The 16,656-nt window shown below is 38.4% G+C and carries 14 protein-coding genes and 1 CRISPR repeat array; of the genes, 6 read left to right on the top strand and 8 right to left on the bottom strand.

Features of this window, described 5'->3' with window-relative positions:
- The first annotated feature begins 726 nt into the window (after window positions 1-726).
- The 6 genes from ACM03V_RS20970 to ACM03V_RS20945 all read left to right on the top strand — a co-directional run bounded on the left by ACM03V_RS20970 (window position 727) and on the right by ACM03V_RS20945 (window position 9,708).
- Window positions 727-1,836: a Rieske 2Fe-2S domain-containing protein gene (locus ACM03V_RS20970; RefSeq protein ID WP_414622733.1), complete on the top strand. Its 1,110-nt coding sequence runs from the start codon at window positions 727-729 to the stop codon at window positions 1,834-1,836.
- Window positions 1,837-1,948: 112 nt separating this feature from the next.
- Entirely contained in the window at window positions 1,949-3,235 is a 1,287-nt protein-coding gene (locus ACM03V_RS20965; RefSeq protein ID WP_414622732.1) for an aminotransferase class I/II-fold pyridoxal phosphate-dependent enzyme, read from the top strand.
- Between the two features lie 269 nt (window positions 3,236-3,504).
- Window positions 3,505-4,650, top strand: a complete 1,146-nt coding sequence (locus ACM03V_RS20960) for a hypothetical protein (protein WP_414622731.1) — start codon at window positions 3,505-3,507, stop codon at window positions 4,648-4,650.
- Entirely contained in the window at window positions 4,647-5,618 is a 972-nt protein-coding gene (locus tag ACM03V_RS20955) for an NAD-dependent epimerase/dehydratase family protein (protein WP_414622730.1), read from the top strand. Before ACM03V_RS20960 ends, ACM03V_RS20955 begins: the two co-directional genes overlap by 4 nt.
- A 423-nt stretch (window positions 5,619-6,041) precedes the next feature.
- Complete coding sequence (locus ACM03V_RS20950; RefSeq protein ID WP_414622746.1) at window positions 6,042-6,551, top strand: sterol desaturase family protein; 510 nt, start codon at window positions 6,042-6,044, stop codon at window positions 6,549-6,551.
- A gap of 232 nt (window positions 6,552-6,783) precedes the next feature.
- Window positions 6,784-8,957: a CRISPR direct-repeat array (repeat unit 37 nt; unit sequence GTTGAAACCTTATCTAATCCCTATTAGGGATTGAAAC).
- A gap of 388 nt (window positions 8,958-9,345) precedes the next feature.
- The gene (locus ACM03V_RS20945; RefSeq protein WP_414622729.1) at window positions 9,346-9,708 is read left to right on the top strand and encodes a hypothetical protein; all 363 of its coding nucleotides are present in this window, start codon (window positions 9,346-9,348) and stop codon (window positions 9,706-9,708) included.
- A gap of 264 nt (window positions 9,709-9,972) precedes the next feature.
- Here ACM03V_RS20945 and ACM03V_RS20940 read toward each other — a convergent pair whose 3' ends face one another.
- The 8 genes from ACM03V_RS20940 to ACM03V_RS20905 all read right to left on the bottom strand — a co-directional run bounded on the left by ACM03V_RS20940 (window position 9,973) and on the right by ACM03V_RS20905 (window position 16,653).
- Window positions 9,973-10,869 (bottom strand): hypothetical protein, encoded by an 897-nt coding sequence (locus ACM03V_RS20940; RefSeq protein ID WP_414622728.1) that lies wholly within the window; start codon window positions 10,867-10,869, stop codon window positions 9,973-9,975.
- A gap of 43 nt (window positions 10,870-10,912) precedes the next feature.
- Window positions 10,913-12,109, bottom strand: coding sequence for an RNA-guided endonuclease InsQ/TnpB family protein (locus tag ACM03V_RS20935; RefSeq protein ID WP_414622727.1), 1,197 nt, complete (start codon window positions 12,107-12,109; stop codon window positions 10,913-10,915).
- A gap of 253 nt (window positions 12,110-12,362) precedes the next feature.
- Complete coding sequence (locus ACM03V_RS20930) at window positions 12,363-13,286, bottom strand: ChaN family lipoprotein (protein ID WP_414622726.1); 924 nt, start codon at window positions 13,284-13,286, stop codon at window positions 12,363-12,365.
- A 7-nt stretch (window positions 13,287-13,293) separates the two neighbouring features.
- Window positions 13,294-13,656: a cupin domain-containing protein gene (locus ACM03V_RS20925; protein ID WP_414622725.1), complete on the bottom strand. Its 363-nt coding sequence runs from the start codon at window positions 13,654-13,656 to the stop codon at window positions 13,294-13,296.
- 55 nt (window positions 13,657-13,711) lie between these two features.
- Window positions 13,712-14,002, bottom strand: a complete 291-nt coding sequence (locus ACM03V_RS20920) for a hypothetical protein (protein ID WP_414622724.1) — start codon at window positions 14,000-14,002, stop codon at window positions 13,712-13,714.
- A 121-nt stretch (window positions 14,003-14,123) separates the two neighbouring features.
- A complete protein-coding gene (gene chlG, locus ACM03V_RS20915) occupies window positions 14,124-15,110 on the bottom strand; it encodes a chlorophyll synthase ChlG (protein WP_414622723.1) in 987 nt (328 codons plus the stop codon).
- A 173-nt stretch (window positions 15,111-15,283) separates the two neighbouring features.
- Window positions 15,284-16,384: an ArsA family ATPase gene (locus ACM03V_RS20910; protein WP_414622722.1), complete on the bottom strand. Its 1,101-nt coding sequence runs from the start codon at window positions 16,382-16,384 to the stop codon at window positions 15,284-15,286.
- A gap of 71 nt (window positions 16,385-16,455) precedes the next feature.
- The gene (locus ACM03V_RS20905) at window positions 16,456-16,653 is read right to left on the bottom strand and encodes a DUF2862 domain-containing protein (RefSeq protein ID WP_414622721.1); all 198 of its coding nucleotides are present in this window, start codon (window positions 16,651-16,653) and stop codon (window positions 16,456-16,458) included.
- Between the last annotated feature and the right edge of the window lie 3 nt (window positions 16,654-16,656).

Raw genomic sequence — 16,656 nt, 5'->3', positions numbered from 1 at the left:
GATGGGCGGAAAAGTATTATGTTTTGCTTTCAGCACTTCGGAAACCTAACCCCCTGCCCCCTTCCCTATGTTAGCGTAGCGTGTCCAAAGGACATGGGAATGGGGGTTTCAAAGCCTCTCTCCTTCTAGGAGAGAGGTTTGGAGTATAGTTATTGACGCATTCTTACACCCTCTTAGAGGATACAAACGTTGATAAATTTTGACAGGATAAGAGATAGTAAATAGATTGGTAACGTTTACTAAAATTTTAAGTATTACAGATTTCCCTACCCATAAAATGCATATGTATTTTATGGGTAAGCATAATATGTATATGAGAAAATATGAGAAAACAATATAATAAATTATTGTCAATGCTTCAGTAATTAAACGTATTTTTTCAAAAAAATGTTGTTATAGATAGGTATTGAAAACAAGTGCAAACAATATACAACCAAATAAACAAGAAGATAAAAGTGTCATAAGACACTCGACATTTCCGAAAAATCGGATCAAACTATGGAATAAAAGTGACATTTGGGCGATTGAAAACTAAAATACCTAAGATAATGATTTTTCGTAGATTTTTGGTTTGTTTTGCCATAAGTTCTTGCTTAATGACTGAGAACTTTGTAAATTTCTAATAAGATTGTCGGCAAGTCTTCTAGAATGATACGCTAACTTTCTGTCGTAATTGCTCATATAGTTAATTACTCATTAGGGAGTATCGTAATGGAAATAGCTCCAATGCTCAGGAGCCAAACCGTTGAAAATGGGGTGCGCGAAGTCGGTATTAATCCAAATTACTGGTATCCCGGAACTTGGTCTTGGGAGCTAAAACCAGGTCAAGTAATGCCCGTAACGATCTGGGAAAAACCGATCGCACTTTACCGTTCGCAGGATGGTCAAGTTCATGCTATAGAAGATGCCTGTCCGCATAAAGGTATTGCTTTACATAAAGGTAAGGTAGCTGGAGAAAACCTTACCTGTCCCTATCACGGTTGGGAGTTTAACGGTGATGGAGTATGTACAAATATTCCTTATTTTCCTAAAGACCAAAAATTGCCTTGTGCGAAAGCACGTAGCTATGTGGTAAGAGAAAAATACAATATTGTCTGGATTTTTCCGGGAGCGGTTGAAGATTCAGAAACAGTCGAATTTCCTTCGATTCCAGAATATCATGACCCAAACTGGCTGGCGATTCCCATACCGGGAGAATTTAAAGCTCATTTCTCCATTTGTAACGAAAACACGATGGACGTGTTCCACGGCTATTTACATGAAAACTTGCAGGGCTGGTTCGACCCGGAACTAATCGATTTAAAAGCCTCCGAAGCATCGGTATTTGCTCAATATCGGGTGTCTTATCAAGGTTGGATGACAAAGTTTTTCGGATTCAGCGAACAAGGGAACGAAGTTACAACTCGTACTGTCACAATTAAATATAACTATCCTCATTACCATAGTTCTTTGGAAGGAATGTCTTCCCTTTATTTAATGCGTCAACCAGTGGGGGCACAATTAACAAAATCTTTTTCTTTACTGTTTATAAAAATTCGCCTTCCTCAATGGTTTGTAAAGCCGTTGCAAAAACCGATAACAAAAATCATTTGGCAGTTTATCTTGAAAAGTTTTCTCGATCAAGACACTCTTATGATTGAAAGCGAACAACAAACATACCTAGCTAATCCCCAAAGACGTTATGTAGAAATTAATCCAGCAATCATTGCCCTACAACGGGTAATTGTGGGTCAATATGAAAAATTTGTGCAACAATCTAAAAAACTATCCAATGGCAATAATGGTAATTACGCATCTCCGACTAATCAAATTAAATCAAATTTAACCTCCACTTAGGAAGATGGCATACCATCTGATATAACAGATTAGTTAATGGTACAAAGTAAATTTTCAACTGCAAACATATATTAAAAGTCCATAGGCAAATTTTAGGTGAGAGGAGTTATTTGTGGAAGTTGTTGAAGAGTATATGCAGGGCCTCTATCAAAGTGGTCTTTATCCAGATAAGTTAATTTGCCATGAAAAACATGGAAATGTAGTCGAAGTTGAAGATCCTGCCGATAATAAGCGATATAAACTTTTGACATTTTGCACTAACGATGTTTTAGGGTTGGTTCAGTCAGAAGAAGTAAGACAAGCGGCAATTGATGCAATTTTGCAATATGGTACTTCTAATAGTTCCTGTTCTGTATTAAGCGGCAGAATTGAATTGCATCGTCAGTTGGAACAAGAAATTTCGGCTTTTAAACATTTACCGCATACTCATCTATTCCTAAATGCTTGGATGGCAATGCAAGCATTAATAGATGGTTTTTGCCACTTAGCGATTAATCTTCCTGGCTTTCGGAACACCAGAGAAACCTTAATTTTGACTGATGTTCTCAACCACGGCTGTATACTTTCCGCCGTTACCAACGCCAGCAATCGTTCCGGGAAGATGTTTAGTCATAGCCCCGCCGTTCGCGTCAAAGCTTACCGCCACTGCGACGTAAATGACTTAGCGCGAAAATTACGACGCTACGCCAAGCCAAACGACCGTATTTTGGTAGTTTCCGATGCCGTGTTCTCAATGGATGGCGATATTGCCCCATTACCTGAGATGCTCGACGTTTTAGAAAACTATCCCGGTAGCGTCATCGTTATGGATGAAGCCCATGCCAGTGGTGCGATCGGTGCTAAAGGTGGTGGTATATATGACCACTTTGGTATTACACCACAGCAAGTACTCGATAGAGGAATGGTGCCATTAATTATGACCACTTTCTCTAAATTTGCAGCTTCCGCAGGTGCAGCAATTAGTTCTCATATGCCAGAAATGATTGATTTGTTGGACGTTTCGCCAACTTCAATCGGTACAATTTCACTTCCACCTCCGACAACAGCAGCAGCATTAGAAAGTATTCGTCAGGTAAGACAAAATCCCGAATTAGTCGAGACTTTGCAAGCTAATACACGTTACTTGCGATCGCGTTTAATCGAACATGATTTTGCTGCCATTGGCGAAACCAACGTCATCCCCGTACTAATGCCACCAGAATTAAATCCCAAGCAGTTCACCCGTCACTTGATGGAACACCACGGTATTTGGGTATCTGCGATTTGGTTTATTGCTAAACCTCGCTTAAGAATTACCGCAAACGCGCTTCACACTAAAGAAGATATGGATCAATTAGTTGAAGCAATGGTACAAACACGAGAGGTTTTATATAAGCCTGCGACTGTTGTTAGTGCTTAGTTAGACTTATTTCTTAACCACCTGGGTTTACAACCCCAGGCTAAAAGCATAAGTCCATTGAAATGGACTAAAATCCTTAGTATTGTGCTGTTTTTCAGCCTTTACTGGTTCCCAGCCTCCGGGCTGGGAACCGATTTTATTTCCAGCCGTAGACTGCGAACCAGATTAAATTCCTTCTTCCAAATCATTAAATTAAGCCAATAAAAATATCATAATTAAAAATTACACTGTAACTTTTTTACATTAAACGCAAAACTTTATTAGTGAATATGGTTACTCAAATACAAAATTTTCAGGTATCACCTGTAACTACAGATGCACAAAGGGAAATGTTTTTGGATGTGCCTTTTAAAGTATATAAAAATAATCAAAACTGGGTTCCACCAATTCGCAGCAGCATTGCAAAACAGTTAGCAGCAGAAAATAATCCTTTTTTGGAATATGGAGAATTTGAACTATTTATCGCTATCTCCGAACAAAATGGTGAACCTTTAGGAAGAATTGTCGCTATAGTAAATCGGCGATTAATTGAAAGCGAAGGTAAGAATATTGGGCTTTTTGGTTATTTTGAATGCGTAGAAGACTTTGACGTTGCGAATAGTCTATTAGAAACTGCTTCTGATTGGTTGCGCGGTAAAGGGATGAATTTTGTTAGGGGACCAATAAATTTATCTACTCACAATAGCTGTTTATTTTTAGTAGATAGTTTTAATGAGTCGCCAATTATGATGACACCTTATAATCCGCCTTATTATCCTGCATTTATGGAAAAAGCTGGTTATTACAAAGGTAATGATGCTTATGCTTACGATTTTCCTCTGGATCTAATTTTAGATCCCAAATTTGAAAAAGGCTATCGGATTGCTTGTAAATCTGGGATTAATTTTCGTCCTCTCCGCACTAAAGGTGAAGGTTTTGAACAAGATTGTCGCAGCCTTTACGAATTATTTAATACCACTTTTGCTAACAACTATAGCTCTACTCCTCGTTCCGAAGAAGAATTTATGGATGAAGCAAAGGAATTGCAATCCCTAGTAGATCCAGATGTATTTCCCATTGCCGAACATAATGGTAAAATGGTAGGCTGCTGGATGGGTTTACCCGATTATAATATTGCTCTAAAGCACGTTAACGGTAAACTCAATTGGCTGGGAATTATCAAATTTCTTTGGTACCGCCGTCAAATTGACCAAGGAAGAGTAATTGTTATTTGTAGCTTGCCAGAGTATCGTCGTAAAATGGTACCTTTAGGCTTAATTTATTTGGGAATGCAGGGAGGAATAAAAAAAGGGAAACCTTACAAAAGAGCCGAACTTTCTTTTGTTTGGCAAGACAATTCACCCTCCCGAAAATTAGTTGAAGCAGCAGGCGGCAAAATCTACAAGACTTACCGAATTTACGAGAAACAACTATGAAAGCCTTAGTTACAGGTGCCAATGGTTTTACAGGTTCGCACTTAGTAAAAGCGCTACAGCAGCGCGGCGATTTTGTTGTTGGACTGGTGCGAGAATCCAGCGATTTAACAAGATTACAAGATACAGAAATACAGTTAGTCACCGGGGACATTACCGATCGCAACGCCCTACGTCAAGCGATGCAGGATGTTGACACGGTATTTCATACAGCAGCTTTTGTCGAACTAGGTTTAGTCGATGCTGCAAAAATGGAACGGGTAAACGTCGAAGGAACCCAAGCTGTTTTAGAAGTCGCCAAGGAAATGCAAGTTTCTAAAATGGTTTATTGCAGCACAATCGGCGTTTATGGGGATACCAAAGGCGAAGTCATCGATGAAACTTTTGAAAGAACTCAAGAACATTTCTCCTCTGCTTACGACAGCACCAAATACGAAGCACAGCAACTAGTTGACAACTACGCCGTTATCGGTTTTCCGGTAGTCAGCGTCATGCCATCCGGTATATTTGGCCCAGATGACCCCCATTTTGGCCCTATATTCAAATTATTTTTGCAAGGTAAATTAAAACTTTGGGTAGCTGGCGATCGCATGACGGGGATAGTTCATGTGGATGATCTGGTAAATGCGATGATATTGGCAGCGGAAAAAGGCGAGCGAGGAGAACATTACATAATTTCTGCTGGTGAAATTCCCTCTCGTGAAATGTTTGAAATCATCAGCGAACAGACAGGCATTTCCACACCTACGGAAGTTCCACAACCAATAGTTAGGCTTGCTGGTAATATTCTTGACCCTATAGGAAGTTTATTATCATGGAATCCACCTATAGGTAAAGAGCGACTGCATTATTTATACGACCGCTGCGTGCGAGTTGATGCCACAAAAGCACGTGAAAAATTAGGTTGGCAACCCCGTTCTGTGTCCCAAACATTACAAGAAATTGCGACACATTTACAATCGCAAGTTTAAGAATAATATCTTGGTTCGTAGTAGTGCTTTAGCACCTCCGGTTAGATGCGCTGTAAACAGAGTTTTCTCGAAGAGTAGCGCTACTACGAACCTTATGCAACCTCTCGAAGTTGTAGGTTGGGTTAGACACAAAAACCAATATTGAATCCTAACTAAAATATTTATTAATTGTGTCGTAACCCAACATCAATATTTCGAGGATAAGTAAATTAGTGATGTTGTATAAAGGACAGGCAAAGATGCCCATCCCACAAAATTTGAATTTTATCCGCTAACAGGTAACTGCTAACAGGTAACTGTTCACTGTAAAAATGCAACCTCTCGAAGTAATCTAACGTCTCATCATAGTAATGTTGTATGCAATTATCATGCCGATTAATTGTTACGATAAATTACGAGAGAGATATTTCTTCAAAAGCTTATATGAATCCCGTGTTATTGAGTGCTTCAACAGCAATAATTTGTTTCCTAATTGCCTTCATACTGGCGAGTTTGGTAGAATACTGGCTGCATCGTTTGATGCACGTTAACCGCAAGATTGGCGAACGTCATCGCGATCATCATCGTCGTAATGAAGGACAAGGTGTAGTCTGGGAATTTCGCGATTATGTAGTTGGTAGCTTGGTTGTCTTGCCGGTAATGTTTTTCTTTTCTTGGGATGCTGGTTTCGGATGGCTGTTGGGAAGTTTAACTTATGCAGCTTTTTCAGCATATGCTCATCAATTACAGCATGAGAATCCTACCAAATGCTTCTGGATGAAAATGCCAGTACATTACGTACATCATAAATACGGAATGTGGGAGCATAATTTTGGTTTAGCTGTAGATTGGTGGGACCATGTTTTCGGTACTTACAAACCCGTTGAAGAATGGATCGGTGAAAAAGAAATTGCTCTATCTGAACGTGGTTATTTACAGTTGAAGTGGTGGTAAAGTATTTGCGCGGATGGGTAGGTCTTGAAAAATAGGTTTGAAAAAAAACGGCTGAATCCTAGATAGGACAATGCTTTGAAGCTAGTTTTTGCAACTAACCATCCGCGCACCTTATCCAGACTGGGTTTCAGCGATTTTATCCCTTCTCAATCTCGTCTTTCTATGCTAATATTAAGTCATCCGCGCAACCGAACCTTGAAAACTATATATAGAAAGCGTTCTAGAATCGTGCGTTGAAACCTTATCTAATCCCTATTAGGGATTGAAACCTTGGATTTGTGCAGCGTTTCAGCTTTGGGCTTTGTTGAAACCTTATCTAATCCCTATTAGGGATTGAAACATATTGTAAGTGTGACAAGGAAAGACGCAGTGAGGTTGAAACCTTATCTAATCCCTATTAGGGATTGAAACTGCAAGTATTCTATCTAAAAAAGGATTTAAGCCGTTGAAACCTTATCTAATCCCTATTAGGGATTGAAACCGGTAATATCGGCAAGGTTTTGATTTAAGGATATTTGAGTTGAAACCTTATCTAATCCCTATTAGGGATTGAAACCTTCTTCAGCTAAAAGATTATTTACGTCTTTGTAGGGTTGAAACCTTATCTAATCCCTATTAGGGATTGAAACACTGACAATCGGAGTTGCGATCTGCTTGCAGCCGTTGAAACCTTATCTAATCCCTATTAGGGATTGAAACGTGGAATGCTTCAGCACCAAGACTAAAAGACTCGTTGAAACCTTATCTAATCCCTATTAGGGATTGAAACTTAAATATTTGTGGCGACTTGGCAATAAGAAAAGTTGAAACCTTATCTAATCCCTATTAGGGATTGAAACATTAACCTCATTAATAACGTGTAGATTATACAATGTTGAAACCTTATCTAATCCCTATTAGGGATTGAAACTCTGAATGTACTATTAAGAAGAAAAGAAGGGAGTTGAAACCTTATCTAATCCCTATTAGGGATTGAAACTTATACACACAAATGAACTCTTTATCTTTTCGTAGTTGAAACCTTATCTAATCCCTATTAGGGATTGAAACGAGACAATCAAGCTATGACTACGTTAGCAATTGATAGTTGAAACCTTATCTAATCCCTATTAGGGATTGAAACTAGATAGCGTCACATTTTCTTTTTTCAACTGTTGTTGAAACCTTATCTAATCCCTATTAGGGATTGAAACAAAAACCTAAATTCGATGGCAGTACAAGCTTCAGCCGAGTTGAAACCTTATCTAATCCCTATTAGGGATTGAAACTACTATCAAAATGCTTTTGAACTGAATCATAATGGTTGAAACCTTATCTAATCCCTATTAGGGATTGAAACCGCAGGCATAAACTTTTCTTGTTGGTAGAACCCAAGTTGAAACCTTATCTAATCCCTATTAGGGATTGAAACAGGAGTAATCCAGACTCCAGTAAATATTCTCAAAGGTTGAAACCTTATCTAATCCCTATTAGGGATTGAAACGACGTTTCTTGAGATTTTCAACGTCTAAATTAAATGTTGAAACCTTATCTAATCCCTATTAGGGATTGAAACAAGGAAAAACTTGATGACTACATTACCGAGAAGGTTGAAACCTTATCTAATCCCTATTAGGGATTGAAACGAGGAATGAGTGCAGATTATTGCCACGATTATCAGTTGAAACCTTATCTAATCCCTATTAGGGATTGAAACTTAAATATTCTAAGAGAACGCTACTCTAGTAGTTGAAACCTTATCTAATCCCTATTAGGGATTGAAACACTAGACTTTTAGACATCGGCACCACCCCGAATGTTGAAACCTTATCTAATCCCTATTAGGGATTGAAACGCATTTCTAAACTTTGTACCACCAGAAGCTAAGTTGAAACCTTATCTAATCCCTATTAGGGATTGAAACCTATTGCCCAAGGACGAACGATATAAGAATCTTCAGTTGAAACCTTATCTAATCCCTATTAGGGATTGAAACGACTATCTTTTTGGCGTTGGGATTTGACAAGTTTGTTGAAACCTTATCTAATCCCTATTAGGGATTGAAACCTTTGCTGGAATAATTTCTTAGCAATATAAGCAAAGTTGAAACCTTATCTAATCCCTATTAGGGATTGAAACAAGAAGAACTAAGTGATTCCGATATCGCCGAATTGTTGAAACCTTATCTAATCCCTATTAGGGATTGAAACGGGAAATCATGAGTAAAGATAATAATATTGAAATTGTTGAAACCTTATCTAATCCCTATTAGGGATTGAAATCGTAATAATGAAACAGGCAATATTCGCAGTGCAAGTTGAAACCTTATCTAATCCCTATTAGGGATTGAGACCGCATCAACTGCCCCTACCCCATCGACCCCAACCACAGTTGAAACCTTATCTAATCCCTATTAGGGATTGAAACGAGATAATTCAAAATGCCACTGGCATTTCAAATAAGTTGAAACCTTCTATAATCCCTCCGCCGGGATTGAAACTAAAAATATAATCTAAATATTTAGCATCCAACAGAAAATCTATCTTAAGTGCAAACAAACTATAACTTCTGTTAGAGGGATAATTAGATGATTTATAGGTAATCTTGATTTGTGTTCAGAACAACTAATTTGGTTTGAAATAAGTTGGATTTTAATACTACGCGGTTAAGCTCACAGTTTAAAAGTGTGCTTTCATCGAGCAGTATTGAGTTGGATTTTGAGCAAATTTCCAAGCACCTATCTGTACTTAAAGCAAGCCTTTAGATGTGCTGAAACAGCAAAAAGTATTGAAAATGAACTAACGGAGTTTTTTTGATGAAAAATATAGTTAAGAGTGCGTCTGCTGGTATTGGTTCTGTATTTAAACAGTTTCAGGTTAAGCGTTTTTTAGCTGTCGTCTTAGCTGGATTTTTGCTATTAACTACAAACGTTGCTCGTGTGGATAATAGCAAAGCTGTAACTGATAGAGTCGATCAATTAGTCGATCGCGACAGTTCTGACAGACCTAAAACTATAGGAGAATGGAATAAAGAAGCTCGTCAAACGGAAGATGCTCCTCTTGAAAGAGTTAAGAGAATTGGTAAGGAATCTGCTGAAGCAGTAAAAGATTTTGGCGAAATGTATGGAGATACTGCTGAAAGAACTACTCCGGATTTAGATAATAATATGATGAAATGATTGGTTTCAAAGTTAAGTCGATGATTAATTGATTTAGTATTCTTGAAGAATTAGTTAAACAGAAACCCGGTTTTTCAAAAAAGCCGGGTTTCTTAATATAGATGCATATTTCATTTTTTAAGACTTACGCAGCGATGATCCACACCCTCCGGATGAAAACGAAAAATATAGTGTTCCAGACATTAAGATCCCCCCAACCCCCCGATGAATTGGGGGGCTTTGCGTAAGTCCTATTTTTGTTCAAATCCTTTTATCTAAGAGTTTTCAAACGGAATATTCTACTGTATTAGAACTTATATAATTGTTGCAAAATTCTTTTTGCTTTTTCTTCATGCTTTTGATATGGCGAATTACAACTGCAAAAGCATTTATTCCTTGAAGCATTAATAATATCAACCAGCAAAGTGCTTTAATAATGCTGAAAGCTGTAGGGCGAGTTAATCCCTCGTGAATCGCAATCCGGGCTTCATCTAAGAAACCATCATATTCTTGGGGTTTTAGGGAATCGTGAAAAACTGATACTTTAAGCCCATGCACCCCACTTACCATGTATTTCCCCATTTGAATGCGTTCTAATTGGGCTACTTCAAGATGATATAAGTCGTGATAGTGGATGCAAACACCTCTAACTTGAATATACTCGTTACCAATTTTGATCGGAATTATGCTAATACAACCTAGAGTTTTCTTTAATTGAGTAATTTGAAAACTTTGGTTGGTGATATCTATCCCACTTTTAAGCAACGCTACCCAAAGTTTCTGGTATTGAGAAAGCTTGAATTTAACGCTTTGTGTTTGTATAGCACTGTTATTAGTTTCAAAGACTGGTTTCGTCTGGATATTTTGTTGTTCGTTAATATTATTAATTGGTTTGAATACCTCATCCCAAAAGCTAAATAGATAATAAGGAATTTCAATATTTTTTTGAGGCTGTAACTCGCAATAAGCTTGCAAACGTTGCTGTAAATCTTTTTGATATTTGTTTAATATAGCTGGTGACAAATAATGACGACGCTTGTAAATTACAAATGCACGTAACAACAGCCATTTCATTTGATTCGCAACAAGTCTATTTTTAGCAGTATTTGGTGAGTTAATTTTCCATAATGCTTTATCTAAGGCTACTTGCTGACGCTTGGAAAACTTAAATTTTACATTCATTGTGCTTTTTTGACACTTTCCATCAATAAATTGAAGGGGATTCTTAGATCGCAGGGATACCAATGTACTTGCCCTCACTAAGCATCTTGACCGTATGCCCTACGGCTGCAAGTCCTCGAATCAGAACTACTTGAGCGGCTGCAACATCTCTATCGGTTTGATAGCCGCAATTATCACATTTATGTACACGTTCAGAAAGGGTTTTCTTACCTGTCTCATGCTGACAATTAGGACATATTTGAGAAGTTTTTCGGGCTTCAACTTTTTGAAAATAAACACCACGCTTAAAACAAATTTGTTCCAAGATATTAAAAAACTGACCAAACCCAGCATCTAAGCAATGTTTTTCTAGCATCCCTCTAGATAACCCCACAAGGTTCAAATCTTCTACAAATATCATCCCGTTGTTATCACATAACTGATGTGATAATTTCCTATGCCAGTCTTTACGACAATTAGCAATGTATTCATGTAATTTGGCAACCTTTTTTTGGGCTTTTAACCAATTATTCGATCCTTTGCGCTTTCTACTGACACGTTGTTGCAGCAATTTAAGCTTGCTTTCCGCGTCAAGAAAAAACCTTGGGCGCTTAATTAAAAGTCCATTGGAAGCCGCAACCATTGAAATCAAGCCTACATCAATTCCTATTCCCTCGCCGTGTGGCATTGGTTGTGCGTAGCTACAATCCCACTCAACGGTCAGCATTACATACCATCCAGAAACACGCTTTACTATGCGTGCTTGTTTTAGAACTCCCCCATCTGGAATTTCTCTGGATTGTCTAAGTTTTATTTTTCCAATTACAGGCAATTTGATAAATCCATTTTGCAACGGATTTTTACCTAATTGTGGGAAAGAGAAAGACCGCATCCGCCCAACCTTTTTAAATCGCGGGAACCCATGATTCCTTTCCCACATTCTCACAAAAGCTTTCTCAAGTCTTCTTAACGTTTGCTGTAAGGATTGAGCATTAACTTTACCTAAATACTCATTATTTTTTCTCGCAGCAGTTAAAGACTTGCATTGGGAAGCAAACGTTGGACGTGGCACGTCGGCTCTTATGATGTAACAACTGTGAAGAGTACAAGCGTTAATCTGACAAGACCGGGATCTATACCAGTCCTTACGTTCAGATAAAGCATAGTTATAAACTCGTCTGTGAGTTTCCAACCATTCCTCAAATAAATCTATTTGATATAAGGCAGGCTTTAACTTGAATTCGTAAGTCAGTAACAACATTTTTAATTACCCCCTAACTATATTTTATCATTATTCATTAAAAATCGATAATTGTTTTTTAGGGTATCACGGGGAATAAATTCCGCGAAAGCACTACACCCCCATAATTAGAAATTAGGGGCACTGTGCGCGGTTCGGGTAGTTATTTTGGAATACGCGACTGTGAAAAAGTTCGATGTCGCGAAGAAATGTAAAAGGATATACAACTACTACACAATGGATTCAATAAATTATGATTTTGCTGAAAATTTATTTATTCTAATATAAAGTCGGCAATTTTTTTATCTTTCTCCGCAGGTGTAATATCTGGAACGCTTAATAAAACCGAACGCTGAGTAAATGTATTATTACTATCTTGAATTCGTCTTTCTACACGGCTTGGAATACCGTAACCGTATACAATATGTCCTTGCCCTGCTAAAACAACCATTTGATAGTCGGGGTTGGCTTTAATAAATTTAGCGATACCATCAGCCATTGTTTCATCCCACAATACCTGAGCGAGAAAAAAACGATTTGCACTGTTGCTGTTTCCATGCCCCGCACTTTGATGTTGTTCAAATGCTTTCAATACTATTTGTCTGTATGGTATGTTGTCTAATCGAATTTCTGTAATCGGCGGAATCAATTGTTTTTCGGCATTCGTGAGTTTCTCTATTCCTTCTTTGGAAACTTTACGGCTAATTTCACTAGAAGTATTTAAAGCTAAAACGGGTATTTGTTTTTCTTTTGCAAATCTTAAAATAGGGGCGTACAGTTCCCAATCAAAGCCCCAACGATTTTTATATTCGGTTTTTTCAACTAGCTCTGCTTCTGTAATTTTCCCGGCAATATATTGATTAATAACTTCTTGAAAGGGGCGTTGAAACATTTCCATCCCGATCGCAATTTTGGGATTATTTTTAGATAATTCTTGAATAATTTTTAATTGATTTTGATGATCTTGGGAACTATCGTGGGTTTCTCCAAGATATACGACTTGAGATTTTTTTAATTCGGGTAAGATTTGTTTTAAATTATCAACGCATTGACTGTTTGAGAATTGTGTAGCGCAAGAATTTTTTGTTGTTTGTGTGGGTTGAGCGTAACTGGTGCAAGAAAATACAAAAAATATTCCTACTGATAAAGCCAATAATTTTGGAATTCGAGAATCAATTGTTTTGTAATATTTTTTCATTTCAAAACTATTCGTAAACCGTTTCGTCTTCTTTACGCCAAGCTGGATCTACGATGCAAATAAATACTAATGGTTCGTTGCCACAACTGTGAATAAATTGTTTTGCATTGGGAGGAATGTACACTGCATCACCCGGTTCCACAATTTGAATTTCATCATCAATATGCATTTCTCCCTTACCAGTGAGAATGTAGTAAACTTCTGAAGTTGTTAAAGAATGCGGCTGAGAAGTTTTCCCAATTGGTAGTGTCGCGTGAGCAAAACTATAGCGTAATTCTAAAGGTTGTTTATCCGGGTGAAGCAATTCTCGTAAAATAGTATTGTCACCCGCGATAAACTCTGGACAATCTAACAGTTTTTTAACAAACATTAAATGTTAGTAGTTAGTGGTTAATAAAACGACTATCAACTATCAACTATCACTCTTAATAAAACATTGGATTTGTTTTAGGTTGATAATCCATACATTCTATTGCTTCTTCGGTGTTAGCCATAGAAGGATTTACCGTGCATTTTAGACGGTAGTTGTCGGTAAAATATTGACAGCCAGAACATGGAATTTGATGCATTTGCTGTGCTGTCTTGACGCTATCTCGTGCAGCAGTCCACATACTCCAGCCTCCTAAGATAACTAATCCCCAAGCACAGACAAAGCAAATGGGCACCAAGAAAGGCTGAATCGCATTAACTAAGTAATAAAGTATTTGAAAAATCATTTTCAGTTATCAGTTATCAGTTATTAGTTATCAGTTATCAGTTATCAGTTACAAATTATCAACTATCAACTTGTTTCATTTATTATTGATTGACAATTGATAATTGTTCATTGGTAATTGATTAAACACCGGAATGACCGAGTGCTATACCCGCGACTAACATCCCTAAAACTAGAAATGGTTGGGCACTAGCTTGATATTTTACATCGTTTTCTAAGGGGTCGCGCAAGAAGTACATATCTTGCAATGTGATTTGAGGAATTATTAGCAGAAGTAGTATGGCAGCGTACAAATTTTGATGCAGGTAAATTAAATATGCCGCGATCGCAACTTGGAAAATATCAATCATTCCGGCGCAAATCCAAGCTGCTTTTTTGACTCCGAAGACTACTGGTAAGGATTTCAGCCCAAATTGCTTGTCACCTTCTACGCTCTTAAAGTCATTGACGATCGCAATTCCTAAGCCAGCCAAACTATATACAACGGTAAATACTACTACTTGCCAGTTCAACTCGCCAAATAATGCGTGGCCAGTACACCAAGGAAAAGCAATGTAGCTCGCACCAAGGGCATAACCACCCAACCAGCCGTTTTGTTTTAGCTTAAGGGGTGGTGCAGAATAAATATAGGCGATCAAAACACCTAGTACGGCAATTACTGAAATAGTCGGAAACTCATTTCCCGCCCATTGATCCAAAGCAAAAGCCAAACCCAAACCGGCAAACAATAATACCCAGATTTGCGTAATTACCTGGGGTAAAGGAATCGCACCCGAAGGAATCGGACGATAGGGTTCGTTAACAGCATCAATTTCGCGATCGTAATATTCGTTTAAAGTTTGGGTATAACCTGCCAAAATTGGGCCAGCAAGCAACATACAAGCTGCTGATTTGAGAACATTTTCCAAACTCCAGGTGTAGTTACCCGAAGAAGCCGCACCACAGACAACCCCCCAAATCAAGGGAATCCAGGTAATCGGCTTCATTAACTGCAAGCGAATCTTCCATATAGAAGTTTCACCAGACGCTGCACCCTTCATTCCTAGCAACTGTCTGGTTTTGGCACTGCGATTGGCAGCTTCTGATTTTGGTTGAGTTGATTCAGACATTTTTTAATATTGGGGATGGGGGAGTAGAAAGTAGGGAGTAGGAAGTAGGGAGTAGGGAGTAGGGAGTATGGAGTAGAGGGGGGAGAGGGGGAAGAGGGGGGAGAAATTTAGTTATTAACTGCTAACTCTTAACTCCTAACTCCCCATGCCCAATGCCCTATGCCCCATTATTTTTAAAACGAAATTATCAAATATTGGTTCTGAAATTTCGCACCCGCTACGGGTTTACCGCTGAGGGCTGGAGGTAATAATATATTTCTTCTTTGATCTCCCGCTTCTATGGTAACTTCTGGCCCATATTGAGTTAGTTTGACTTGTTTTTTATCAAATCCTGGCAGGAATAAGCGTACCTGGCGGGCGTTGACATCAATTTCGATTGGTCTGGGGGCTTGTTGTGTCTGTACCGTGAAATCAGGCAGAGCATCAACTAATTGCTGCCAGTTACCTTCTTTAATATCTGGGATATTAGTTACTTGTAAAGGAGCAAAGTCTTCGGAGAGATTTGAATTACCATCGGGAGAAATTACAATAACGCCACCAATAGTTAAACCAACCTGTTGGGCACTTCCCCACAGATAACGGCTAGTTACCACTTCGATGGGGTCTGGGGTTGTTACTAAAAAAGCGCTAAACTGCTGGGGATTGGCAAGAACTTGTTTACCTTTATCCAAGATGTTAGTAGCTTGGTTTGTAGGTTGAGCAAAGTTATCTGCCATCGGGTTGATGTTGAGAAAAGTGGAAATTAACGGTTGGATAAAAGGTGAATCAGAAATTGTCCTTCCCAAATCCGAATTGACAAACAATTGCCGGAAACGACGCACGTACCAGCTGATAGATTCAGGCATTCCCAACATCCGCAAGGTGTTTAAATCGCCCGTACCGTTGTAGACAATAGCGTCATATTTTCCGCTCTCAAAATATTCGCGGATAGCATTAAGTGCCAAAGCGCCATCCATCCCAGGTAAGATTGATAACTCTTGCCCGTATACATCTTTGAGAATAGGTGTTTTGAGATATTGCGCTTCTAATTTCTTAACTTCTTCCCAATTGCGTTCCAACAACACGGAAGATTGAAACTGTACCGCTTGTAAATTAGCACCAATTTCTTGAGGAGCTGGGCCTAAATCGTGCCCCAACATAACGGGTAAAACGGGTTCTGCACCACTTGCTAAAAGAACCCGCTTTCCTTGATTTGCCAGGGATTTAGCAGACGCGATCGCAATCTTAGTTCGAGCCGCGCTGCTTTCACCCAAAAAAGTCAATATCTGAGACATTTTATAAATTCCAATTTCCGCTCTTATAATCAACTTCAAGTTAACAGCAGATTTCTTTAAGACGCTTCCATCTATTGCACTACTTTTAGTTCATCTTCAAAAAACCAAGTGGAAGAATTGTCATCAAACTTAACTACGCAGCCAACACCCATACCATCAGTGATTTTAAAATCCTTGATGGTACCGACGAGTCCTAACTTGCCAGATGTATTTCTGGAAGATAAGCGATCGCGTAAACGAACTACCTTAACTTTTTGTCCTAATTCCATGCC

This window comes from Calothrix sp. CCY 0018 (assembly GCF_963920925.1).
Lineage (GTDB): Bacteria > Cyanobacteriota > Cyanobacteriia > Cyanobacteriales > Nostocaceae > Rivularia.
Note: the sequence above shows the minus strand (reverse complement) of the source record. Positions and strands in the feature narration are given on the sequence as shown.

Excerpts from the sequence above, each read along its gene's own strand:
- ACM03V_RS20930 (WP_414622726.1), bottom strand. The coding sequence starts at position 13,286 with ATGAAAAAATATTACAAAACAATTGATTCTCGAATTCCAAAATTATTG.
- ACM03V_RS20905 (WP_414622721.1), bottom strand. The coding sequence starts at position 16,653 with ATGGAATTAGGACAAAAAGTTAAGGTAGTTCGTTTACGCGATCGCTTA.
- ACM03V_RS20920 (WP_414622724.1), bottom strand. The coding sequence starts at position 14,002 with ATGATTTTTCAAATACTTTATTACTTAGTTAATGCGATTCAGCCTTTC.
- ACM03V_RS20970 (WP_414622733.1), top strand. The coding sequence starts at position 727 with ATGCTCAGGAGCCAAACCGTTGAAAATGGGGTGCGCGAAGTCGGTATT.
- ACM03V_RS20945 (WP_414622729.1), top strand. The coding sequence starts at position 9,346 with ATGAAAAATATAGTTAAGAGTGCGTCTGCTGGTATTGGTTCTGTATTT.
- ACM03V_RS20955 (WP_414622730.1), top strand. The coding sequence starts at position 4,647 with ATGAAAGCCTTAGTTACAGGTGCCAATGGTTTTACAGGTTCGCACTTA.
- ACM03V_RS20935 (WP_414622727.1), bottom strand. The coding sequence starts at position 12,109 with ATGTTGTTACTGACTTACGAATTCAAGTTAAAGCCTGCCTTATATCAA.
- ACM03V_RS20910 (WP_414622722.1), bottom strand. The coding sequence starts at position 16,384 with ATGTCTCAGATATTGACTTTTTTGGGTGAAAGCAGCGCGGCTCGAACT.
- chlG (WP_414622723.1), bottom strand. The coding sequence starts at position 15,110 with ATGTCTGAATCAACTCAACCAAAATCAGAAGCTGCCAATCGCAGTGCC.
- ACM03V_RS20950 (WP_414622746.1), top strand. The coding sequence starts at position 6,042 with ATGAATCCCGTGTTATTGAGTGCTTCAACAGCAATAATTTGTTTCCTA.
- ACM03V_RS20925 (WP_414622725.1), bottom strand. The coding sequence starts at position 13,656 with ATGTTTGTTAAAAAACTGTTAGATTGTCCAGAGTTTATCGCGGGTGAC.
- ACM03V_RS20960 (WP_414622731.1), top strand. The coding sequence starts at position 3,505 with ATGGTTACTCAAATACAAAATTTTCAGGTATCACCTGTAACTACAGAT.
- ACM03V_RS20940 (WP_414622728.1), bottom strand. The coding sequence starts at position 10,869 with ATGAATGTAAAATTTAAGTTTTCCAAGCGTCAGCAAGTAGCCTTAGAT.